Below are 25280 nucleotides of genomic sequence, written 5' to 3' on the forward strand. Positions count from 1 at the left end.
TTACAGGGTCAGCCGCAGGTTCACGCCGATGTTGCGTGTCGGTGGCGGACCGTTCAGGTCCAGACCCTGGATGTTACCAGCCCCTTGTGTATTCACTTCAGGGTCAGCGAAATAACCCGGCGCATAGTAGAGCAGGTTACGTGCGCTTACCCCCAGCGAAACCGTACCGAATGGCAGTTTGCTCAGCAGGCCTTTAGGCAACGAATAGCTGAGCGACACCTCACGAAGCCGGTAAACGGTAGCGTCGAAGACGGCACCTTCTGAAGCCAGACCACCCAGACCTGCCCAGTAAGTCTGTGCCGGAATCTGAATGTTGTTAGGCCGGAACGTGCCATCGGCGTTCTGAATCACACCGGGCAGAATCCGGGGCTGATCGCGGTCGATACCCGTTACGTACAACGAACCCGTCGACCGGTAATCGGCCGCCGAGAACGAGAACAATTGACCACCCTGACGGATGTCGACCAGTGCCGATAGCACCAGGCCTTTATACGAGAACGTATTGGTGATGCCCAGCAGATACAGCGGTTGCGGGCTGGCGATGACTTGGTTAGGCAGACCCGGCGCAAACGCCCCCGATGTAGCATTGATCACAAACTGACCGGCGTACTGGCCCGATGCATCGTAGTACTGACCGCTTGGGTTCGTGCTCTGCACCCGTGGGTTGCCTGTGCTCACAATCACACCGTAAGGCTGACCCTCCACGATCGACGGTGTAATGCCGATAAAGCCGTTACCCGTGATGCCCGACTGCGTTACGCCCGGCGCAATCGAGTTAACCCGGTTGCGGATCATGGTGTAGTTACCCGAGATGTCCCATTTGAAACCCTGCGTCCGTACGGGCGTAGCCGATACAACGAGTTCAATCCCCTGGTTCTGCATATCCCCTACGTTGGTAGTACGGGTGTCGAAGCCAGTCGAGTTTGAAATGGCGGCGTTGAAGATCTGGTTCGTCGACCGCGTGAAGAAATACGTGGCGTCGAAGCTCAGCCGATTTTTGAAGAAGCCCAGGTTCAGACCTACTTCCGACGAGGTCACAAATTCAGGCGTCAGGTTGGCGTTACCAATCCGGCTACTGATACCAAAACCAGGAACGCTTGATCCCCCAATGGTGATTGGGAAGGTGATGCTCGCCACGTTGTTACCGTAGCCCGATTTCGCGTACACCGAATTCAGCAGGTACGGATCGGCATCGCGGCCTACCCGCGCCATTGCGGCCCGTACTTTAATATACGACAGAATGTCTGACTGAATCTTGAACGCATCGGTCGGCACGAAGCTTACCGACGCCGACGGATAGAAATACGTGTTGTTAGCTACCGGCAGCGTCGACGATTGGTCAGCGCGACCCGTCAACTCCAGGAACAGGTAGTCGCGGTAGTTGAACGAAGCCTGTGCATAATAACCAACCAGCCGGCGCAACGTAGTATTCTCACCTGAACTAGTGAACACCGAAGCGTTGCTGGGGTTCAGGAAGCCAGGAATCGTCAGCTGTTCACCTACAACAAACGTGTTCTGCGTGTTGCGCTGGTTGATGTTATGGCCCAATAACGCCGTTACACCCAGCCCTTCTACAAAGAAGCGGTTCGTATTGGCGCGCAGAATAAGGTCACCATTCAACTCCGAGCGGAAGAACTGATCATTGGTAACCGACCCCTGCGGTGCCCGCGACGACCCGATGTTCGACACGTCTTTGCGGCGGTCGGTGTAGGTATCGCCCGTCACCCGGTACGAGATGTTCAACCAGCTTTTGATGTCGTAACCCACCGTGAAGTTTCCGAAGAAACGGTCGAGCTGGCTATCGAGCGTTACGTTGTTGAGCGACCAGTTGGGGTTGATAATCGTCGTATTGAAATAGACGCTCCGGCCCGTATTCGGATCGATAAACGGCTCACCTTCCAGGTCGTAGCTACGCGGAATACGCGTCAGCTGCCCGAAGGCACTACCACCATTACCTAATGCCGTACCCGTCTGCGTTGACCGCACGTAGTTGGCATTCGCCTGGATACGTACCCCGTTGTTCAGCTTCGTCTCACCGTTGATCTGCACGTTCGTCCGGTTGAACTTCGAGGTTGGAATGATGCCGCTTTGCGAGGCGTTACCAAACGACAACAGGAAATTGCGGGTTGCATCGCCTCCGGCAATGCTGGCCGTATTCTGGAAAATACTACCCTGCTGGAAGAAGTCGCGTACATTGTTCGGATACGCCTGATAGGTACGTGGCTGTCCCTGCGTGTTGGTGTACGACGATGCCCCCGAGATGGCTCCGGCCGCAAACGAAGGCCCCCATGAGTTGGTCGAGTTGTTGATAAACAGGTTGTTGCTACCCTGCCCGTAGTCATTCTGGAAACGGGGCAGGCCATACACATTCTGCGTATTGTATGACGAGGTGAGCGTAACTTCGGTTTTGTTGTTCTGGTTCCGACCCGTTTTTGTCGTGATGATGATGGCACCAGCCGACGCCCGCGACCCGTACAGGGCAGCAGCGGCAGGGCCTTTCAGCACGTTGAGCGACTCGATGTTCTCCGGGTTGATATCGGCCAGCCGGTTCGACGACTGCGCCTGGAAAAGCGTGTTGCCCGTCACGTTTACGTCATTCGAGAAAATAATCCCGTCGACAACGATCAGCGGTTGGTTATTGCCATTGAATGACGTCACCCCCCGAATGTTGATGTTGGTTGACGCACCCGGCGCGCCCGATTGCGTGTTGATCTGCACCCCGGCCAGTTTACCCTGCAACGTGTTCAACAGGCTCGGCTCTGATTTCTGCGTTATCTGGGCGGCTCCCACTTCCTGCGTGGAATACCCCAGCGACCGCTTGTCACGCTCGATACCCTGTGCCGTAACCACAACCTCATCGAGGTTCTGCGACCCGGCCGTCAGTACGACGTTGATGGTTGTCTGATTACCAACTGTAACTTCCTGATTGCCGTAACCGATAAAGCTGAAGATGAGCCGGCTGCCGGTTGGCACACTGAGTTGATACCGCCCGTCGGCATCTGTTGATGAACCACGGGTCGTTCCGCGTACCTGCACACTCACGCCCGGGAGCGGTGAGTTGTCGTCTGATGAAGTGACCTGGCCCCGAATGGTGATGTCCTGCGCCAATAACGGCCCGGCCAGGAACATCAGCAGCAGCCAGCATTTTGATAAAATTCTGTGCATTGTTGCGCTGAGATTAAATTATATACTTTTTCCCAGAAAAGGGATGGCAAAAATAGGATCAACCGTACGGATTATAGCGTCTATACCTATGAATTAAGGTAATAAAAAGAAAAAATCGATATACTTAGAATTTTTGTTAAGTACAAAAACACAAATACCCGCCGAAGCGGGTATTTGTAAATACTCAGTTATGACAAACATATCCTTTGTCGCCTACTGCCGGAAAGAATACCCAACACGCATGTAGTTGCGGCTAGGTTTAAAGTCTGTGCTTGTGCTATCGATAACCAGAATCAGGTTACCAATGGGGGCCGTTGTGCTTGTCGCTCTGGCTACGGTGAGGGTCACACCGGCCGTGTTCGAGTTGGGCGCACTAGTTGCGAAAGTAGCCACTCCACCGTTTGATAACGTATAGCTCGATGCAGCCGCCGTCGTAGACGGATCGACCAATACCCGAACGGGTACGTCGCTACCAGGTTTCCGACCCAGCAGGTTAACCTGCACGGTCACCGAGTTGCCCGCCGTTACGCTGTTGGTTACCGACAGCAGTGGGTACGTCCGGCCGGCACTGGCCGCGTTAACCACAGCGGGCTGAAACTCAACCAGTGGTGTTTGGGGGTCAAATACCTTATTGAGGTCGTTGTTGCAGGCGTATAGTCCCAACAGGGCTACGGCGCTTACTGCAAAACTGATGATTTTTTTCATTGAAAATTGAAGTTTAGACACCAGTGCCACCGAATGACGATGACACTGATTATCAGATCTTAATAGCCGAAATTCTGCCGGATGTTCCTGTTTGTCGATAATTCATTGACCGGCAGAGGTGCCAGAATACGGAAGTCGGTACTGGCCAGACCTCCACCTTGGCCAGCCGCTTTCACCACGGGTTGCCCGGTACGTTTCAGATCAAACCAACGGTGCCCTTCAAAACCAAATTCGAGACGGGCCTGCCGGTAAATTTCGGCCAGTAGCGGAGTTCCCGAAACGGTAGCCGGAAAAGCCGGCAACCCGCAACGTACCCGAATTACGTTCAGATCGGCAATAGCATCAGCCGTATTACCCAAGAAGTAATTGGCTTCAGCCCGGTTTAGGTAAATCTCTGATACCCGGATGACCGGTACGTTGTCCAGGTTGATCGTCCCGTTTTTACCCAGGAATTTCGTACACTCAATGAACGCCGGTCCGCGACCTGTGGTGCCCAGTTCATACAGCTGACGACGAATATCGAGCACAGTCCCCGTTGCACTTTTCTCCGCTTCCAGATCAGGAATGAACGCTGTCAACGAGCCTGCCGACGTTATCGTCGGTACCAGATCGCCAAAACCACCCGTCGTTGTCCGATCCCCCACGCGTACCAGTGTCGTATAAGTCGTTTGCAGCGACGTGTTTACACCAATATTTTCAGGCGTGGTGTATTGTATTTCAAACAGTGACTCTGGGTTTTGGGGAGCGCGCCAGCCACCAACGTACGAGGCATTGGGCGACAACTTAACAGCACCTGCAATGGCATCCGTAGCGTATTTTACAACCGTGGCATAGTCGCGGTTATAGAGCGCCACTCGCGAAAAAAGAGCCTGTGCAGCCTGCCGGTTACCATAAGCCGGCACTGCCGGATTGGATACGTCCGGCGTAGTGGCTGGGGCGCGGCTGAACGTAGCGATTGCGCTTTGTAGATCACTGTAGATCTGCTTGTATACGTCAGCCACGGGAGCCCGAGCCGGCAGCGTAATGCTGTTCTGATCGATAACCCCTTTCAACAGCAGCGGCACTCCGCCACGATCCTGCGCCGCCACGGCTGCTCCTGGATCATACGCATAGATCCGGCTCAGGTCGTGGTATAACAGCGCCCGAAGAAAGTAAGCCTGCCCCTGAAGGCGGTTGCGACGAGCTGTGTCGCCTACAGCAAATGAAAAAGTACCGATGTTGTCGAGTACCAGGTTGGCCTGGTTGATGGCGAAGTAAGACGTCGCCCAGTTGCCAAACGTTGCCCCCGCCACATTGCGGTTTTCGTTGACCAAGCGGCCCGACTTATTGGTGAACTGCGCATTATCTGACAACGCTTCAGACAGAGCCAATAAATCCCGGCCGTAAAGTGCCGTCGACTGAAAACGATCGTAGATACCATTGACGGCGGCATCAAACCCTTCCGGGGTTGTGAATGCCGTTTGTGAATCGGCGGACGAACGGGGCTGAACGTCCAGCAGCGAGCTATCCTTACAGGCCGTAATGGTTAGCAAGCTTGCTGCCAGCAAACCCGCCGATAGCATTAATTTATGTGTACGCATAGCGCTTGAGAGCTGAAAGTCTAAAAGTTAGAACGTTAAGTTAATGCCCGCCTGATATGTCTTTGAGTTAGGAACCAGACCGCTGTTACCGCTACCGAAGTTCAGGAACTCGGGATCATAGCTCGTCCAGTTGGTCCAGGTAACCAGGTTAGCGCCCTGTACATATACCCGGGCTTTCGAAGCGCCGATTTTGCGGCTGATCGCAGCGGGAATTTCGTAATTTAGCGTTACCTGCTTCAGGCGCAGATACGAGGCATCTTCCAGCGTGCGGGTACCGCCCAGGTTGCTGACGCTGTTGGCTTCGGCGTTGGCGTTGAAGGCACGGGGTACGTCGGTGATGTCACCTGGGTTCAGCCAGCGACGGTCATAGGTCGATTGCAGAGCGTTGAAGTTCCGGCCGGCATTTTCGGCCAGGAATGAGGTCTGCGAGTTGAATGACCGCCGACCATAGTCATACTGGAACAACAGATCGAGCGAGAGGCCACCATACGTGAACGTATTGTTAAAGCCGCCGTAGAACTTGGGCAATTCCGACCCAAAGTATTTCTGGTCACGGGGCGTCAGCGGTCGGTACGTCAGGTTACCTGCATAATCGTACCACATGGCGCGGCCCGTAGCCGGGTTTACACCAGCGTAATCAGTCGTGTAGTTCGGTAGCAATGGACGGTTCAGGATGGCAGTTCGGCCCACACCGTAGAAATCCGTATAGCTCAGCACCACAGCACTATCCGGATTATTCAACGGTACGATACCCGGATACAGTTTCGTTACCTTGTTCTGGATCGAGGTAAAGTTAAAAGCCGATTTCCACTGGAAGGCACCTGCTTTCACATTGACTGTATTGATTTCCAGTTCGATACCCCGGTTTTGCACCTCACCGGCGTTACGGGCGATCGTGCTATACCCACTGGTAAACGGCAGGTTGAAGGGCAGCAGCAGGTCTTTACTGGTACGCTGGAATATGTCGACTGAACCCGTGATGCGGTTGTTCACAAAGCCAAAATCCAAACCAAGGTTGATCGTCTGGTTGGTTTCCCATTTCAGATCAGGGTTCGACAACTGGGTTGGAGCAAACCCTGCAGCTCCGTTATAGTCGAAACCAGGGCTAACCAGACCAAGACCCGGGAAGTTGGCCGCACCGAACAACGAACCCAACTGGTCGTTACCCGTCGTACCGAACGATGCCCGCAGCTTCAGGTCGCTCACGTACCGGTTGCCTTTCAGGAAGTCTTCTTCCGTCACCAGCCACGCCGCCGATACCGACGGAAAGAAGCCAAAGCGGTTGTTGGTACCAAATCGGCTTGAGCCATCAAGCCGGCCAATTAGGCTGACGTCATACTTCTTGTTGAAGTTGTATTTGATATTTCCAAATACAGACCCTTTGCGGTAACCGCTCCATGACCCACCAATCGTCTGCGGCAACGCTGCTGCGCTGGCATACTTGAAGTCGGGCGTGGGTACATTCGTAGCGTTGGTCGACAGGTTTTCGTTGATGTCTGAGCGATACTCAGCGCCCAACAGCACCCCTACCGTATGTTTGGCGGCAAACGTCTTGTTGTAGTTGGCCGTCACGTTGGTCAGGAAGTTTTTGTTCTCGTTCAACTGATCCTGAATCCGGCCACGCACGTTGAACCCGTCGGCAGTACGCGGATCGCTGAAGCTACGACCCCGGATTGAACGATAGTCGAGGCTAAAGAACGGACGAATAACCAGATCATCGGTTACCTTGTAATTCAGCGACAGGCTTCCTACAAACTGATTGATGTTGGCCCGAATGTCGTTCAGTTCACTAACCTGTACGATGTTCTGGTTCAGGATACCCGGAATGCCGCCCAGTGACGGCGTACCATAGTAGGAATTATCGGGATTGTAGATGGGTACACTGGGCAGAATCAGCGGCGACGAGAACGCAGCAGCCCCCAGGAACGATCCACCGTTTGGCGACCCAAACTGACCGCGCGACGAAATCGTGCTCAGCTTAAGCGTCTGCTCAATCGATACCTTGTTGTTGATCTGATGCGTCAGGGTTGTGTTCAACGTACCGCGAAGGAAATCGATATTGATGATGTTGGCCGACTGCGAGTAGTATGAACCCGACACGAAAAAGCGGGTCTTGTCGTTACCTCCGTTCAGGCTTACCTCGTAGTTATCGGTGTTACCACGCTTGTAGACGGCATCCTGCCAATCGTAGGTAGGTAGTGCCGCGATATCGGCATCAGTGAGTGTAGTAGGCAACCGCAGCGTTGAGAGCACCGTCGACCGGGCAGCATCGGCAGCCGTACCAGCGTTCACCAGGTTTTCGGTCCGCAACTTAATCCACTCCTGTGTGTTCAGGACGTCGAGTTTCTTGATGGGGTCCGAAATCCCTTTGTAATAGTTTAGCGAAATCTGGGTTTTGCCCGACTTACCGCGCTTGGTCGTCACCAACACAACCCCGTTGGCTGCCTGCGAACCGTAGATTGATGCCGCCGCCGCGTCTTTCAGAATCTCGATGCTTTCGATGTCATTCGGGTTAAGGAACGCCAGTGGGTTGCTGCTCGTAAACGTCGAGTTGTTGGTTGAGTTCAGTTGAACCCCATCGACTACATACAGCGGATCATTACCGGCTGAGATAGAACCAACGCCCCGGATACGTACCTGGATAGCTCCACCCGGCACCCCGTTGGCCGATGTTACCTGCACACCCGCAGCCCGGCCAGCCAGCGCCTTATCGAAGCTACCAACTGGAAGGTTACTGATGTCCTTTCCGCTTACTTTCGAGCTGGCCCCTGTGAATTCCCGGCGGTTGACCGTTCCACCGTACCCTGTCACGACCACCTCACTCAGGTTGGTGGCATCTGACTGCAACGTCACGTTGATCGCCGTTTGACGGGCAACCGCTACTTCCTGCCGGATGTAGCCAATAAAGCTGAAGACCAGCCGACCATTGGCCGGCACGCTGATCCGATAGTTCCCCGAAGCGTCTGTTACCGTTCCCCGGGTAGTACCTTTTACTTGTACGCTCACCCCAGGCAGGGAAGAGCCGTCGTCTGATGAAGTGACTCGGCCACTCACCGCTATGTCTTGTGCCAGCGCAGGCAGGCAAAAGAGCAGCAGCAGTAGCCAACTTCCTGATAGAAGTTTTCTCATGATGAACTAAAACTAGTATTGATTAACAAAGTGAGTAATTATGACAACGAAGATAAACTCCACTTACAATAATAGTAGCTATGCTAACCTAACTATTTTTATTTCTTTTTAATGTCTAATTCCACCCCGTTTCAATGCAATATTTCTTATATACACTTGTAAACATTATAATAGTATGCATAAGTCATCATTAACCAATTTATATTTGGCATTTCAGCATGACTCAGCTTCTCATGAGATAACTAGAATTTTACTCAATCGTTCCACACAACTACCTATGTCACTAAACAGCAAATTTCTTTCTATAGCAGGATCTGCTCCGTATGTTGGCGATTAACCCTTAACTTGGCTACTTCCTCTCCGTACATGATTACCAACTTCGTATGAACTACAACCAGTACGCACTGCTCAGCACACTCGGCCTTGGTCTGTTGACCGGCTCATCTGCCTTCGGTCAGGCGCCCGCCCCCCTGAAAGCTCAAATCGATAAAGCCAGTATGGCCGTTGAAGCCAAAGTGGTTGGGTGGCGACGTGATTTCCACCAGAACCCCGAACTGGGCAATCGCGAAAACCGCACCGCTGGCAAAATCGCCGCCCATTTGCACGCTCTCGGTATTGAAGTACAAACCGGCGTCGCCAAGACCGGCGTTGTCGGTATTCTGCGCGGTGGTAAGCCCGGTCCGGTGGTTGCCCTGCGCGCTGACATGGACGGCCTGCCGGTCACCGAGCGCGTCGATCTACCCTTTAAATCGACGGTTAAAACCGAATTTAACAACCAACAGACGGGTGTGATGCATGCCTGCGGACACGATACCCACGTGGCCATGCTGATGGGAGCCGCTGAGGTGCTCGCCGGTATGAAAAACGAGCTGAAAGGCACGGTGAAATTCATCTTCCAGCCCGCCGAAGAGGGCGCTCCGGCCGGTGAAGAAGGCGGCGCTCAGTTGATGGTTAAGGAAGGTGTGCTGGAAAACCCGAAGGTCGACGCCATTTTCGGCCTGCACATCAACTCACAAACCGAAGTCGGTACGATTAAATACCGGCCTGGCGCCACGATGGCGGCCGTCGATCAATACGCGATCAAGATCCGGGGCAAGCAGACACACGGAGCCGCTCCCTGGTCGGGCGTAGATCCGATCGTAACGGCCGCGCAGGTGGTGATGGGCCTGCAAACGATTGTGAGCCGGAACGTGGTGCTGACCGACAACGCCGCCGTCGTGACGGTGGGCGCGCTGCACGGCGGCATTCGGCAGAACATCATCCCCGAAGACGCCAGCATGATCGGCACCATCCGCACGTTCAGCCCTGAGGCGCAGCAACTGGTGCACCGCCGCATCAACGAAATCGCAACCAATATTGCCGAGAGTGCCGGGGCCAAAGCCGACGTTAAAATCGACATCATGTACCCGGTGACCTACAACGACCCGGCCCTCACCGACCGGATGGTACCGACGCTGGAAGGGCTGGCCGGTAAAGACAACATCAAACTGACACCCGCTCAGACCGGAGCCGAAGATTTCTCGTTCTACCAGCAGAAAGTGCCCGGCTTCTTTTATTTCCTGGGTGGTATGAGCAAGGGCAAGCGCGTTGAAGAAGCTGCCCCGCACCACACGCCCGATTTTCAGATCGACGAAAGCTGCTTCAACCTCGGGGTACGTTCGCTGTGTTACCTGACGGTCGATTACCTAGAAAAGAAGAAATAATTCTTCCTGTAGAGACGCATCCCCATGCGTGTCACTCGCATCAGCAGCACCACGTACCTACTCATTCGAAGGAGAACGCTACTGCTGACGCGAGTGACACGCATGGGGATGCGTCTCTACAATCGTTTATTCCCCTATTTTTGCCGCTATGAACCAGCCCCGCTACTTGGCGGTTGTTTTTTATAACAGAGTCTCTTTCATTCACCCGTTTATCTTTTGCTCTTTATGGCTTTTGATGTAGACATGATTCAGCGCGTATATGCCGGTTTAGGCGAGCGCGTTGAGGCCGCCCGGCAGGTTGTTGGTCGCCCGCTGACCCTCTCGGAGAAAATTTTATATGCCCACCTTTCTGCCGGCACTGCGTCACAGGCGTTTGAACGGGGCAAGGCCTATGTCGATTTCGCCCCCGACCGGGTAGCCATGCAGGACGCTACCGCCCAGATGGCTCTGCTGCAATTTATGCAGGCAGGCCGCCCGCAGGTAGCCGTACCCTCAACCGTACACTGCGATCACCTTATCCAGGCTAAAGTTGGGGCCGATCAGGATTTGGCTACTGCCAACGACAAAAACAAAGAGGTATACGACTTTTTGGCGTCGATCTCGAATAAATATGGTATTGGTTTCTGGAAGCCCGGCGCGGGGATTATTCACCAGGTAGTGATCGAAAACTACGCGTTCCCCGGTGGCATGATGATCGGGACCGACTCACATACGCCCAACGCGGGTGGCCTTGGCATGATCGCCATTGGGGTGGGTGGTGCCGATGCCTGCGACGTGATGGCAGGCCTGCCCTGGGAGTTGAAAATGCCTAAACTGATCGGCGTGAAGCTGACGGGTAAACTCAGCGGCTGGGCATCAGCTAAGGACGTGATCCTGCGCGTAGCGGGTATCCTGACCGTGAAAGGCGGCACGGGCTGCATCGTTGAGTATTTCGGCGATGGGGCTGAAAGTCTGTCGGCAACGGGCAAAGGCACGATCTGCAACATGGGTGCTGAAATTGGCGCTACTACGTCGATTTTCGCCTATGATGAGAAAATGGGCAACTACCTGCGCGCCACCAACCGCGCCGACATCGCCGACGCCGCTGAAGCGGTGAAGCAGGACCTGCGCTCCGACGATGAGGTATATGCTGATCCGGCTACGTATTACGACCAGCTGATCGAGATCGACCTGGACACGCTGGAGCCGCACATCAACGGTCCGTTTACACCTGACCTGGCCTGGCCGCTGTCGAACTTTGCCAAAGCGGTGAAAGAAAACAACTGGCCTGAGAAACTGGACGTGGGCCTGATCGGCTCATGCACCAACTCAAGCTACGAAGACCTTACGCGGTCGGCATCAGTCGCCAAGCAGGCCGTTAGCAAAAACCTGAAAGTGCGGTCGGAGTTTACGGTAACGCCCGGTTCGGAACTGGTGCGGTACACGGCCGAGCGCGATGGGCTGCTGGGTACGTTCGAAAACATGGGCGGTGTGGTACTGGCCAACGCCTGCGGACCCTGCATCGGTCAGTGGGCGCGGCACATGGATGACCCAACCCGTCAGAACTCGATCATCACGTCGTTCAACCGGAATTTCGCGAAGCGGAACGACGGCAACGCCAGCACCCACGCCTTTGTAGCCTCGCCCGAGATCGTGACGGCCATGGCCATTGCGGGTAGCCTGACGTTCAACCCAATGACCGACACGCTGACCAACGAAGCCGGTGAGCAGGTGAAACTCGACGAGCCGGAGGGCATCGAGCAACCCATCAAAGGCTACGCCGTTGAAGACGCGGGCTATCAGGCACCGGCCGCCGACGGGTCGAGTGTGCAGGTATTGGTATCGCCCACCTCGGATCGTCTGCAACTGCTGGAGTCGTTCCCGGCCTGGGAAGGCACCGATCTGAGCGGCCTGAAACTGCTGATCAAGGCAAAAGGAAAGTGTACGACCGACCACATCTCGATGGCGGGTCCGTGGCTCAAATACCGTGGTCACCTCGACAATATCTCGAACAACATGCTCATCGGGGCGGTGAACTTCTACAACGAAAAAACCAACTCGGTGAAGAACCAACTGACCGGCGAATATGGCGAGGTGCCTGCCGTGCAGCGGGCCTACAAAGCCGCCGGCATCGGCTCGGTTGTCGTTGGCGACGAGAACTACGGCGAAGGATCATCACGTGAGCACGCGGCGATGGAACCCCGTTTCCTGGGCGTTCGGGCTATTCTGGTGCGGTCGTTTGCCCGTATCCACGAAACCAACCTCAAGAAGCAGGGCATGCTGGCGTTGACGTTTGTGAACCCGGCCGATTACGACAAAGTGCAGGAAGACGACAGCATCGATATCAAAGGGCTGACGACCTTCGCACCGGGTCAGCCGCTGACGGTGGTGCTACACCACGCCGATGGCACGAGCGATGAGTTCCCCGTGAACCATACCTACAACCAGGGGCAGATCGAGTGGTTCAAAGCCGGTTCGGCCCTGAACCTGATCAAACAACAGGTTAAGTAATCGTTCATTCCAAACCTTATAGGTTTCAAAAACCTATAAGGTTTATTTATTACCAAACGCAACGTACCCAGTAGTGACTGACATTTGTCATAGCTACTGGGTACGTTGCGTTTGGGTCTATCAGGAAAAAGTAAGTGGTCGCTGCTTTGGGTACGTATGAACGTACGTGTTTTCCCTGATTACGCAGCGCTGTCGCAACAGGCTGCCCAACACATTGCCCACCTCATTCGGCAGAAACCCAATGCCGTACTTTGTCTGGCCTCTGGCGATACCCCGATTGGCACGTTCCAGCACCTGAACGCGATGGCGCAGGCTGGCGAGATCGACCTAAACCACTGCCTGTTTGTTGGGCTCGATGAGTGGGTTGGATTTGGCCCCGCCGATGTGGGCAGTTGTGCCTACTACCTCTACCGAGACCTCTTTACCCCCGCCCGTATCCGGCCCGAGCAAATCGCTTATTTCGATGCCAAAGCCGACGATCTGCAGGCCGAGTGTCGCCGCATCGACCGCATTATCGCCGACGCGGGCGGCCTCGACTTCCTCTTGGTAGGGATTGGGGTTAATGGGCATATCGCCCTCAATGAGCCGGGCACGTCGTTTTCGCTCCGGTGTCATGTTTCCCAACTGGCCGAAAGCACCATCAGCGTGGGGCAGAAATACTTTACGCAGGAAACACCACTCACGCAGGGAATCACGCTTGGCCTGCAACACCTGACCGACGCCCACGAAGTCATGCTGATGGCCAGTGGCCCCCGCAAAGCAGCCATCGTGCAGGAAGCCCTACATGGTCCGGTTATCGAGCAGGTGCCCGCCAGTATCCTTCAAACACACCCCAACGCACTCGTTTGGTTGGATGAAGCAGCGGCCAGTACGGCAGCTTAATCAACAACGGGCAGGTATACGGTAAAAACAGAACCCGGCGCATCAGGCCGGACCTGAGCCGTAATGAAGCCCCCGTGGTTCTCCACAATCCGGCGCGCCACTGCCAGCCCAACGCCCGTGCCCCCATACGGGCTGTTGCGGCTGTGCAGGCGCTGAAACATCTGAAAGATCCGTTCAGTATGCTTTGGGTCGAAACCGATGCCGTTGTCGGTTACGGTTAGCTGGCAATAAACCCGTCGCAACCCCGGCGAATCGTCTAAAGACGGATTTATGTAGTCTGCTGGTTGCGACGTGATGTCGATCTGTGGCCGTTGCCCCTCAGGCTGGTATTTGAGCGCGTTGGATAGCAGGCAATCAATCAGTTGCACGAGTTGCACTTTGTTGCCGTGAATAGTTGGCAGGGGCGCTACACAGACCATAGCGCCGACCTGATCAATCTGCTGCCGCCGGAGGCCGATTACCTCCTGCACGGTCGTGTTCAGGTCAACAGCTTTGAAGTCTTTAGACAGTATACCTAACCGCGAAAACATCAGCAGATCCCGAATCAGCACCGATATCCGTTCGGCTGAACTATGGAGGCGGTTAATCAGGTCAGCACCGTCGCCCAGTTGAGCGGCATAGTTGGCCCGCAGCAAATCGGCAAAGGTCTGGATTTTGCGCAGCGGTTCCTGCAAATCATGGCTCGACGAGTAGGCAAACTGTTGCAGATTTTCGTTCATCTGCCGCAACTCGCGGTTCATTTGCTGCAACGCTTTTGCCTGCTCGTCCACAGCCAGTTCCGACTGTTTGCGGCTGGTGATGTCAAGTACATGCAGAATGAGGCCATCGTCATGGCGAATGGCCAGGATGGTAAACCAACCACTCACGCCATCGTAGGCATAATTCGTTTCGGTCTGGTAGGGCTCGCCGCTTTCAACGACGTTCACATAGGCATCGAATAAACCCAACGCCCGGTTATGCGGGTGTACGTCCAGCAACCGACAGTTCAATAACCGATCGGCGGGCAGACCTATGATGGTCAAGGCACGCTCGTTGACAGTTACCCACTCAAAATCGACAATGGTATTGGCCTCACGGATGGCCCGCAAACACATGATCGCCGCCGGGGTACTGTCCAGAATGCGCTGGAGCAGGTTGGCGGTTGTCAGTGCCGTGTTTTCCTCAAAATACAATACGTACCCATCGTTGAACGGCACATATGTATTGCGAAAATGGCGGTGACTCGTCGATTCGTACTCCTCGGTAAAGGATTCTCGGGTTTCGACTAATGTCCGCAGACGAGGCAGATGCGACGTTCTTAGAATAGGCACTAACGTCATAAGGCGCGCGCCAAGCTGGTAGATCGGGCTGCCGGGCGACCCGATCTCGATGGCTTTCTGGTTAAACCAGGTGACTTCGAAATCGACGATATCGCCTTCTTCATCACGCACACTGGTTGTGACAACCACGCCAATCGGCGCCAGCCGTATTAATTCGGGCAACCAGGACGGCGAGGAGTTGGCTGAGGGCGTCTTTTCAAAATTGGATGGCGCAAAATCGGGCACAAGAGAGTTATTCGGTTACGTTGAGGAAGGCTGGCAGAGCCTTTTGCAAGGTAGCTAAAAGTTGCCAACGTAACTTCGCACCATGCAAGCACAGACCCTACCGCAACCTGCACCCGAGCGTTCGCCTATGACGTACACAGCCCTGTTGGGGGCGTTTGGCGAAGAAGTTAAACTCATCGAAGCGTCACTTGACGGAGCCACCGAGCTTACCCTGAACGGCCACCGCTTCGTGACCGGGCAATTGGGCCAACAACACGTAGTTGTAGCGCTGACGGGCATCGGCAAAACCAACGCCGCGCTGACGACCGCGCTGGTGATGGCGCATTTTCAACCCAAACAGGTCATCTTCACGGGCATTGCAGGTGGTGTTCGGCACGATTTACAGCCCGGCGATATTGTAATTGGCGGCGAGGTAGGGTATCACGACGTTCGGTCGGTAACGCTCACGATGGAGCCCACCCGGCAAACCATGCATCCGGTCTCGTTTACGCTGAACCCGCTGTATTTTACCGCCGACCCTACCCTACTCGGCCTGGCCGAACAAGCGGTTCAATCCGTTGATCTGGCTACCATTCCCGGCAGCGAACGCCCCCCAAAAGCCATTGTAGGCCGCATCCTGACGGGCGACGAGTTTATTCACTCGGCCGCGCGGGCTGATGCCATCCGGTCCGAATACGCCGCCGATGCCATCGAGATGGAGGGCGCCGCCGTCGCGCAGGTTTGTCATCAGCAGGGTATCCCCTGCCTGGTGATTCGCAGCCTCAGCGACCGGGCCGATAGCCACGCCGTCATCGACCTGCTGGCTTTCCTGAGCACCGCCGCTACCAACTCGGCCAACGTGGTCCGGGCGGTGGTAACGTCACTCTAGCCTGCCAGCTCGGTTACGGACGCACAGCGACGCTACGCCGCTCAAGCCGGGGCACCACGCAGGCGGGTGGGGCGCAACTTGAGCAGGCCGGTACGCTTGGCGTGAGGGCAGTGGTGCGGCAGGCGGGCGTCGATTCGTCGCGGATGGTCAGTCGAAAAATCGACAGGTTATCGGCAGGAAATTGGCCGGGCGTCCCCACCGTCGCCGCTTGACCGTATGGTGTGCCCCCTGCGTTCAGTACCGTGCCGCCCGAGCCATCAGCGTTGGCGTTCAGCACGACCACGAAGCGGCCGGTAGCCCCCGGTACGGTGCTGGTAGCCGACACGACGGGCCTGAAATAGTCGTCGGTGGTTTGGGTGAACGTGCCATTGGGCTGACAGGCACCCGCCGCGACCGTAGCCGACACGACGCAGGAGCACGACACCGGTGCCAGGTAGATCTGGCTCGTCGGTACGCAGTAAGCCGGGCCGTAGGTAGCCGTGAGGGTATGCGACACACCGTTACTGATCAACCCCGTCAGTGAATAGGTTGTCGTTGCCTGCGTGGGTACTACAACCAGACTGACACTACGTACCCCATCCGTGTCAGTGATCGTGACCGTCACGCCATTAGGGTTCGTCACCGTCAGATTTCCACTGACGCGGTACTGGTTTGTTGTTGCGGAACAGGCGCTGACCTGCGTGGTCAGTTGCGGCGGATTGTTTACTGACAGGTTGATGGTAGTCGTCGATACGCAACCGGAGTCCGTTACGGTTAGGGTGTAACTACCCGCCTGGGTGCTGGTGATGGCGGGCAGCACTACAACTGCCCCACTTGCCGAATAGCTGGCTGGCCCCCGCCACAGGTACGTTGCCGACGAACCAGCCACCCCGGCGGTCAGCGTTACCGATTCGCCGGTGCAGGGCGTCACGCTGGAGGCAACCGCCGTAGCCGGTGGGCGACGATCGACCACGACGGTATCGACACAACCACCACCGATGGTCAATATGTACCGATAGATGCCGGTGGACAGGCCGGTTACCTGCCCGGTTTGGGCGTTGATACTGGCTCCGGGTGGGTTGCCAGCGGCGTAGGTCCAGCTCTCCAACCCCGTAGCCGTTGGCAGTTTGACACTGGTGGTCGGGTAGCAAACGATCTGATCCGGGCCCGCGTCGGGAATGGTGCACAGCGCCGCATCCCAGCTGAAGTCCTGTTCGTCGGGTTCCAGCGTTGTCAGTTCGGTCCAGCCGGTAACGCCATCGGGGTCACTGTCCAGATCACTGGTCACCCCGGCGGCATTCTGCCGGGTGAAAGCCTGACCAGGGGGCGCAATAAAGCGCAGGTAGTAGGTTTCGGCAAACAGGCTGTCGAACCGGTAATAGCCGGGATTCCCCTCTGCATTGTTTGCAGTGACTTTAGTGCCGACCAGAAAATCGTCGTCGGTGCCGCGCAGGCCATCGCCTCCAGGCGACCAAAGCTGTACCGACACCCCGTTTACCCCCGCGCTGGCCGGCTCATCCTGCTTTCCGTTCGCGTTGGTATCCATCCACACATAGTTACCAATGGCCGGAAACCGCTTGACGTCGATGCCCACCTTATTGGGCTCCGCCACGGGCAGAATCGAGTTATTGTCGTTGCGGGTGGCCTGATACGCAAACGAGTTCCAGGCTGCCTTCCCAAGGTCGGTGCCGGGCGGCGAACGCATCGACACGCCAAACACCAGCGTATCGCCCGCAGCAAACGGCCCGGCAATGTTGATTTTGATCGCCTGAACGGTACTCAGGTCGGCTGGTGGCGTAACAGTCCAGGCATTCGCGACGCAACCCGACGGGCTATACGGCGGACTAAATTCAGTGCGGCAGGGGTTGGTCTGGGTTGAATACGATACGGTTACGTTGGCAGGTGTCGCGATGGTAGTCGAGGCGGGTTTGGACGAATCGGCCGACGACTTGGTGTAGAAGCGTAACGACTGAACCAGTTGGGGCCGCCACTCCGACAGGCGGTCATAATCCGCCGCAATCGTCTTATCACCAATCCAGGGGAAAATATCCACCAGGACAATATTCTTGAACGCTACGTTACCCGGGTTGACCAGTACAAACCGATAGTCTGACCGCCCGCCATCGGTGGTATGGCCAATTTTAGGAAACCGGGTGTAGTTACGGTCCAGATCGCCCCGAACCCATTTGATGGCGTCGATTTTGGCCAGTGAACTGACGGTGACCGCCGAAGCACAAACAGACGTGGATGAGAAATAGGCATTGGTGGCGGTGGCGCTGACGCAGTTGGTAATATTGCTGGCGGTGCCTGCTTTGACCCGCACATCGAAAAAGATGTAGTGGTCGAGGGGCGATACAATCTTACTATTGGCCGCCGACAGGGCCGCCCAGCTCCAGGTGAGTGTCTGCCCCGACCGGCTGAAGGCGGGTACCGACGTACCTGACGTGAACGTAACGCTGTTGGTTGGGTACGTAGTGGCGTTGCTGTAACGCAGGTTGCCCACGTACTCCAGCGAAGCCGGTAATACATCGGTGAGTACGAAGTTTCGCAGGGTATCGCCGGCCGTAATGGGCGTGAACTGAATGCGATACTGATAGACAGTACCCGGTATATAGGACGAAGGCACCACCGGTATGGTCTTCGCGAACGTTTGCAAACTGGCAGCAGGCTGCACAATTACCCGCGACCCGGAACAGGTCTGGTTCAACACGGCGCTGCCGCTGTATTCGGCGGTGACCGTTACCGACGTGGTCGCGCAGGTGTAGCCACCGTAGCAGGTATTTTTCGTGGCATTGCTGGCTATCGCGAAGGTATTCAGCGGGGAGGGATTCACCGCGGCGCCATTGCGCAACGGTGACAATTGCGATGCGTTTACGTAGACCGACATGTTACTGCCCGCCGCCAACGAGGTCGATGTTACCTGCACTTTCGTTACGTATTCCCCGTCGGCCAGCGTAAAGGATCGGGTTGCACCGATGGTTAGCGGGGTAGCGCCCAGCGGCCGGTACGTCGTGTTAAGGTTGGTTTGGTAGGTAACACTACCCGTCGGACCGGAACTCCCGCTCAGCCCGACCAACGTGGCATTCAGTTCGTTGGTCGGTATGTTGATAATGTAGGTGAGGTTGGTGAGCGTAACGTTGCCCGTGTTGGAGATAGGCAGCGTGATGCGGGCCTGATTGGCCCTCCCCGCAAAAATGGCGTTGCTGTTCGAGACCGTACCGTTATACAGACCGGCCAGCAGCGTCGACGACGAACAGCCGGTTGCGCCGGGCGTTGCCGTAAAGTCGGTTACGACTTGCGTAAAGGAGCGGGTACCAGAAGTGGTTCCACAGGCCGACGTCGACAGTACGCCGCTGAAGGCCGTGTTGAGAACGGCTGTCGAATTGACCGGAAACTGCGCCGTGGGGTATTCGAGTATAACGCCTGTGATATCGAAATTACCGCCCCGGTAAAACGTGGGCAGGTTGGTCCAGGTGATGACTTTGGTGCCTCCCGCACCGGCGGCCGTGGTCGATGTAGGCGTGAAGCTGCCCCCCGTTATGGTGGTGGGAAAGTTGGTTCGGGTACCGCCCCCCGCCGGCGTGATGATGTTGACGCCCGCCGGCACAGTCAACGACATGGTTTGGCTGGCCAAAGCCAGGTAGTTTGTCGGTGTATTGGTGGGCGTGATCCGAACCGTATAAGTCCCCCGTCGGGTGTTGCCGTTATAGGCCGTCGACAGAATATTGACCTGATAAATGGGATCGACTGCCCGGGCGGTCAGCGAGACGGGGCTGGTTGTGGCCTGACTACTTGCATTCGTCGCGTTGAAATAGGGCCGAACCGACGTGGTAGTACCCGAACAGGACGTTCCGCAGGGGAATTGCAGGTTGGCCGTAACTGTGCCTGCCGACCCCGCCGCCAACGGGCTTTTCATGATGACGATTAGGGTATCGTTGGGCGCCGTGCCCCGGACAATGGCCGTTGTGACGTCGGGCGTGGTCACGATGCTGTTGTACGTGAGTCCTCTTAGGGGCAGAAAGACCCGAGCGTCGGAGGCAGCCGTGGTGGGGCTTACGACCCCGTAACTCATATCAACCGTAAACGCCGAGCAACTAACGACGCTGGACGTGGTGGGCAGGTTGACAATCGAATTAAACTGAAGCTGCACCGACTGCCCCCGCGCCCTTGTGCAGAGCCCAAGTAACAGCCAGATAGCGATTAAGTAGTAGTACTTTTTTTTGCATAGAATCCACTTGATGTTGCCGTTACCAGCCCAATCAGACAAACACATTTAATTATAAAGTTGAGTACATATGTAGTGCACTCAAGCCCCACAAATCATATGCCGCTATAGACCGCCGAACTATAGTTGTGTCAATTTAATTAGCCACAAATACGTAGACCCGCTGAAAAGCAACCACTTGGCTTACTTTGCAGCGGGTCTGTCGAGCGAACGCTCAAGGTATACGTTAGTGGGCGATGCTTACATCACCACGTTCACGATGCGCTTGGGCACTACAACAATCTTCTTCGGTGTTTTGCCTTCCAGCCACTTCTGCACAACGTCGTTGGCCAGCACGTCCTGCTCGATGGTGGCGGTGGGTTGATCGAGCGGGAAGCTGATGGTGGTGCGCACCTTACCATTGATCTGGATGGGGTACTCAAATGCGTCTTCGACCAGATACTGCGGGTTGAACGTTGGGTACGTTGCCTGCGACACCGTGCCAGGTACGTTGCCCAGCGCTGCCCAGAGTTCTTCGGCGATGTGGGGGGCGTAGGGCGATACCAGCAGCACCAGGTCCTGCAAAATGGCCCGTTTGTGACACTTCAGTGTGGCGAGCTCATTCACACACACCATAAACGCCGACACCGAGGTGTTGAACGAATAGTTCTCGATGTCTTCCTGCGCCTTTTTGATGGTCTTGTGCAGCACCTTCAATTCCTCTTTGGTCGGGGCTTCGTCGGTCACGATCCACTGGGCTTCGCCGCTGTTGGGTTGAGCCTGCCCCGCTGGGGCGGGGTCTTTATAGAACAGCCGCCAGAGTTTTCGGATGAAGCGGTACGTGCCGTCGATGCCGTTGGTATTCCAGGGTTTGGCCTGTTCGAGCGGCCCGAGGAACATCTCGTACAGGCGTAGCACATCAGCGCCGTACCGTTCAGCTACATCGTCGGGGTTAACGACGTTGTATTTCGACTTCGACATCTTCTCGACCGCCGTGCCGCACAGGTATCGCGGCGGCGAATCGGTTCCATCGGCTTCGAGAATAAATTCGGCATCTGCATTATCGGGCGACCAATTCTTGAACCGTTCGATATCGAGCACATCGTTATCGACAATATTAACATCGACGTGCAGTTCGGTTGTCTGATACTGATCTTTCAGCCCGGCCGAGACGAACACCGGTGCTTTGCCCTGCATACCGGTGCCTTCGAGTCGGTATACAAAATTGCTCCGGCCCTGAATCATGCCCTGGTTGATGAGCTTTTTGAACGGCTCTTCCTGGGGTACGTACCCACGGTCTTTCAGGAATTTGTTCCAGAAACGGCTATAGAGCAAATGGCCCGTCGCATGCTCCGAACCGCCCATGTACAGATCGACATCCTGCCAGTAGTCGATAGCAGCGCGGGACGCAAACTCACCCGTATTCTGCGGGTCCATGTAGCGATACCAGTACCACGACGACCCCGCCCAACCCGGCATCGTACTGAGTTCATACTCGTACCCCTCCGCCTGCGGTACCTCCCCTGAATTCAGGGGAGGATGGGTGGGGTTATATTTCCAATCGTCGGCCCGGCCCAGCGGGGGTTCGCCGGTTTCAGTGGGCAGGTACTTGTCGATAGCGGGCAGTTCGAGCGGCAAATCGGCCTCGTCGATCAGGTAAGGCAGCACGCCCTGCCCATCAGTGCGGGGCGAATCCACGCGGGGCGAGTCCACGCGGGGCTTGAAGTAGACCGGCACAGGTTCGCCCCAGTAGCGTTGGCGGCTGAATACGGCGTCGCGCAGGCGGTAGTTCACCTTCCCCTTACCCATGCCTTTTTCTTCCAGCAGCGCAATCAGCTTGGCCGTGGCCTCGGCATACGTCAGTCCGTTGATTACATCCGAGTTGATGTAACGCCCCTCTTTGGTGTTGTCGGCCTGTTCGTCGAGTCCTTTTTGCGCATCCAGTATCGGCACAATCGGCAGGTCATACTGTTTGGCAAACCCGTAGTCGCGCTGATCGCCCGACGGTACGGCCATAACAGCCCCGGTGCCGTAGCCCGCCAGCACGTAGTCGGCCAGCCAGATCGGCACCTGCGCCCCGCTGATGGGGTTGATGCAATAGCTGCCCGTAAACACGCCCGATACGGTTTTGGTATCGGCCATGCGGTCGCGCTCCGAGCGGAGTTTGGCGGCAGTCACGTAAGCCTCGACAGCCTCCCGCTGTTCGGGCGTAGTCAGGCTTGGTACCAGCTCATGCTCCGGCGCCAGCACCATAAACGTGACGCCGTAGATAGTATCGACGCGGGTAGTGAAGACTTCGATGGCTGACACACCAGCCTCCTGCCCGGCGGCTTCGTTTGCCAGAGCAAACTTCACACTGGCCCCGACACTCCGGCCGATCCAGTTGCGTTGTTGTTCTTTAATCGATTCCGACCAGTCGATGGTGTCGAGGCCGGTCAGCAGGCGGTCGGCGTAGGCTGTAATGCGCATCATCCACTGGCGCATGAGCTTCATCTCGACGGGATACCCCCCCCGCTCCGACACTCGCCCGTTGGGGCCGTCTTTTACTTCGTCGTTGGCCAGCACCGTGCCCAGTCCCGGACACCAGTTCACCATAGCGTCGGCCAGGTACGTTAGCCGGTAGTCGAGCGTGATGGCATACTGCTCTTCCGCCGATTTGGCGTTCCAGTCGGCAGCAGTAAACGAGGCTACGCCATCGGCACATACCGCATTGACGCCCGCCGTGCCGTTCCCACTAAATTTGGTCAACAGTGTGTCAATGGGTTCGGCCTGGTCGGTATCGCGGTTGTACCACGACCGGAACAGTTCCATAAAAATCCACTGCGTCCACTTGTAGTAATTGGGGTCGGAGGTACGTACTTCGCGGCTCCAGTCGTAGCTGAAACCAATATTTTTGAGCTGCTCGGTGTAGCGCGCCAGATTTTGCTCCGTTGTGAGGGCGGGGTGTTGGCCGGTCTGAATGGCGTATTGTTCGGCGGGCAACCCAAACGAGTCGAAGCCCATCGGGTGCAGCACGTTGAAGCCTTTCAGCCGTTTGTACCGCGCCACGATATCCGACGCGATGTAGCCCAGCGGGTGGCCCACATGCAGCCCGGCCCCCGACGGATAGGGAAACATATCGAGCACATAATACTTGGGCTTATCCGACTGGTTCTCTGTTTTATAGGTATTATTTTCTTCCCAGAAACGTTGCCATTTCTGTTCGGTCTCGCGATGATTATAATCGGCCATAAGGGGAATGTATAATGCACAATGTAGCGTGCACAATGAGTCTAGGGAAAGCAGGCCACAGGGCGTTATTACCAACCCATTTTACGTTGTGCATTGTACCGCGGCGGCGGACCGCATGGTGCATTCGGTTATTTGCCTTGCAAAAATAGCCGTTCAGCAGGACTTTTGCCTTATGGCAACCCTGACCACCCTGGGCCTTGAACTCCCCACCGACCCGCGCTGGGTCAATATTGCCGAAATGAACATCGGCGACATCCTGACCGACCACGCCTGGTGTGAGCAGAAAGCGGCCTCGTCGTGCATTTCGCTCATCGTACAATATTCCGACAAAGTAAAGCTGGTGGAAGTGCTCACGCCCGTGGTGGCCGAAGAGTGGGGCCACTTTCAACGCGTGCTGAAAGAACTGCGCAAACGGAATCTGTCGCTGGGCCGTCAGCGTAAAGACCTGTATGTCAACGCCCTGCAAGCCGAATTGCGTTCATCGAGCGACTACCACGACCAACTCATGGAACGGCTGCTGCTCAACGCCCTGATCGAAGCCCGCAGTTGTGAACGGTTCAAGCTGCTCTCGGAACACCTCGCCGACGAAAGTCTCTGCAAGTTTTACCATGAGCTGATGATCTCGGAGGCGGGTCATTACCGGAACTTCATCGAGCTGGCCGAAACCTACGTACCTGCCGACCGGGTCCGGCAGCGATGGAAAGAAATTCTGGCGCTGGAAGCACGAATTTTAGCCAATATGGACGTGCGCGGCGATCGGATGCATTAAAAAGTTGGCTATTTGTCGTTTAAGGTTTGTCGTTGTGCGGCCTATGATAGCGACCATTCACGTATTGGCACAACGATAAACCTCAAACGACAACCGTCAACCCTGTCATGACTAACTCTATTTCGCGCAAGGATTTCCTCAAAGCCAGCGGCGCACTGGCCCTTTCGCTTCCCTTCCTGAGCCGCACGGCCGCCCTGGCCAAGCCCCTCAGCAGCGTTGGGCTGCAATTGTATACGCTTCGCAACGAAGTGACTAAGGATTTGGCAGGTACGTTGAAAAGCGTGGCCGAGATCGGCTACAAAGAGTTGGAGCTGTTTGGCTACAACAACGGCACGTATTTCGGCAAAACGCCCAAAGAACTCCGCTCGATGCTCGACGGGCTGGGCCTGAAAGCCCCCAGCGGCCACTTCCTGGTGCCACAGATGCAGAAAGATTGGGACAAGGCCATCGACCATGCCAAAGAACTGGGGCAGTCGTACATGGCTTGCGCCTACCTGTTTCCGCAGGAACGTACCAAACTCGACGATTACAAACGCTACGTCGATCTGTTCAACAAATCGGCGGAAGCCTGCAAAAAAGCGGGTATCCAGTTTGCCTACCACAACCACGATTTTGAATTTCAGCCGCTCGAAGGGCAGGTGCCATATGACCTGCTGCTGAAAGGCACTGACCCGAACCTGGTGAAAATGGAGCTGGACCTTTACTGGGCTACGTTTGCGGGTAAAGACCCCGTGGCGATGTTTAAGGAGAACCCCGGCCGTTTCCCGATGGTGCACCTGAAAGACATTGCTAAAACCGAAAAGCGGGAATTTGCCGAAGTGGGCACCGGCTCGATCAACTTCCAGCGCATCATGGACGCCCGTAAAACGGCAGGTATCAAACACTTCTTCGTCGAGCAGGACGTTGTCAGCAAAGGCACGCCGCTCGAAGCCATCGCCATTAGCTTCGCCAATGTGAAAAAGCTGAGTGTGTAGATTCTAAATGAGTGTGTAGATTCTAAAAAGGTCGCTCCTGAAACGAGCGACCTTTTT

Annotated in this window: 13 protein-coding genes; 6 read left to right on the forward strand and 7 right to left on the reverse strand. The window is 55.9% G+C overall.

Annotated features, from left to right (window positions below):
* From ACAW74_RS03015 to ACAW74_RS03030, 4 genes are all read right to left on the reverse strand, one after another.
* The gene (locus ACAW74_RS03015) at positions 1–3165 is read right to left on the reverse strand and encodes a SusC/RagA family TonB-linked outer membrane protein (RefSeq protein WP_370696705.1); all 3165 of its coding nucleotides are present in this window, start codon (positions 3163–3165) and stop codon (positions 1–3) included.
* A gap of 213 nt (positions 3166–3378) precedes the next feature.
* The gene (locus ACAW74_RS03020) at positions 3379–3870 is read right to left on the reverse strand and encodes a hypothetical protein (protein WP_370696706.1); all 492 of its coding nucleotides are present in this window, start codon (positions 3868–3870) and stop codon (positions 3379–3381) included.
* A 59-nt stretch (positions 3871–3929) separates the two neighbouring features.
* Positions 3930–5450, reverse strand: coding sequence for a RagB/SusD family nutrient uptake outer membrane protein (locus ACAW74_RS03025; protein ID WP_370696707.1), 1521 nt, complete (start codon positions 5448–5450; stop codon positions 3930–3932).
* A gap of 27 nt (positions 5451–5477) precedes the next feature.
* Positions 5478–8579, reverse strand: coding sequence for a SusC/RagA family TonB-linked outer membrane protein (locus tag ACAW74_RS03030; protein ID WP_370696708.1), 3102 nt, complete (start codon positions 8577–8579; stop codon positions 5478–5480).
* Positions 8580–8962: 383 nt separating this feature from the next.
* Here ACAW74_RS03030 and ACAW74_RS03035 point away from each other — a divergent pair, with 383 nt between their 5' ends.
* The 3 genes from ACAW74_RS03035 to ACAW74_RS03045 all read left to right on the forward strand — a co-directional run bounded on the left by ACAW74_RS03035 (position 8963) and on the right by ACAW74_RS03045 (position 13654).
* Positions 8963–10282, forward strand: a complete 1320-nt coding sequence (locus tag ACAW74_RS03035; protein ID WP_370696709.1) for an amidohydrolase — start codon at positions 8963–8965, stop codon at positions 10280–10282.
* A gap of 225 nt (positions 10283–10507) precedes the next feature.
* On the forward strand, positions 10508–12772 hold the full coding sequence (locus tag ACAW74_RS03040; RefSeq protein ID WP_370696710.1) for an aconitate hydratase: 2265 nt from the start codon (positions 10508–10510) through the stop codon (positions 12770–12772).
* A 156-nt stretch (positions 12773–12928) separates the two neighbouring features.
* Positions 12929–13654: a glucosamine-6-phosphate deaminase gene (locus ACAW74_RS03045; protein WP_370696711.1), complete on the forward strand. Its 726-nt coding sequence runs from the start codon at positions 12929–12931 to the stop codon at positions 13652–13654.
* On the opposite strand, the gene ACAW74_RS03050 is transcribed toward ACAW74_RS03045, so the two are convergent.
* Positions 13651–15198 (reverse strand): sensor histidine kinase, encoded by a 1548-nt coding sequence (locus ACAW74_RS03050; protein WP_370696712.1) that lies wholly within the window; start codon positions 15196–15198, stop codon positions 13651–13653. The genes ACAW74_RS03045 and ACAW74_RS03050 overlap by 4 nt on opposite strands.
* A gap of 82 nt (positions 15199–15280) precedes the next feature.
* Here ACAW74_RS03050 and ACAW74_RS03055 point away from each other — a divergent pair, with 82 nt between their 5' ends.
* Entirely contained in the window at positions 15281–16066 is a 786-nt protein-coding gene (locus ACAW74_RS03055) for a 5'-methylthioadenosine/adenosylhomocysteine nucleosidase (protein ID WP_370696713.1), read from the forward strand.
* A gap of 13 nt (positions 16067–16079) precedes the next feature.
* On the opposite strand, the gene ACAW74_RS03060 is transcribed toward ACAW74_RS03055, so the two are convergent.
* Both ACAW74_RS03060 and leuS read right to left on the reverse strand, forming a co-directional pair.
* Entirely contained in the window at positions 16080–20312 is a 4233-nt protein-coding gene (locus ACAW74_RS03060; protein ID WP_370696714.1) for an SdrD B-like domain-containing protein, read from the reverse strand.
* A gap of 198 nt (positions 20313–20510) precedes the next feature.
* Positions 20511–23480 carry a leucine--tRNA ligase gene (gene leuS / locus ACAW74_RS03065; protein WP_370696715.1) on the reverse strand — a complete coding sequence of 990 codons (2970 nt, stop codon included), beginning with the start codon at positions 23478–23480 and terminating at the stop codon, positions 20511–20513.
* 172 nt (positions 23481–23652) lie between these two features.
* Here leuS and ACAW74_RS03070 point away from each other — a divergent pair, with 172 nt between their 5' ends.
* Both ACAW74_RS03070 and ACAW74_RS03075 read left to right on the forward strand, forming a co-directional pair.
* Entirely contained in the window at positions 23653–24249 is a 597-nt protein-coding gene (locus ACAW74_RS03070; RefSeq protein WP_370696716.1) for a MiaE family protein, read from the forward strand.
* A gap of 107 nt (positions 24250–24356) precedes the next feature.
* Complete coding sequence (locus ACAW74_RS03075; protein WP_370696717.1) at positions 24357–25223, forward strand: sugar phosphate isomerase/epimerase family protein; 867 nt, start codon at positions 24357–24359, stop codon at positions 25221–25223.
* Positions 25224–25280: the final 57 nt, after the last annotated feature.

Origin of the sequence: Fibrella musci (assembly GCF_041321105.1) — a bacterium.
GTDB lineage: Bacteria > Bacteroidota > Bacteroidia > Cytophagales > Spirosomataceae > Fibrella > Fibrella musci.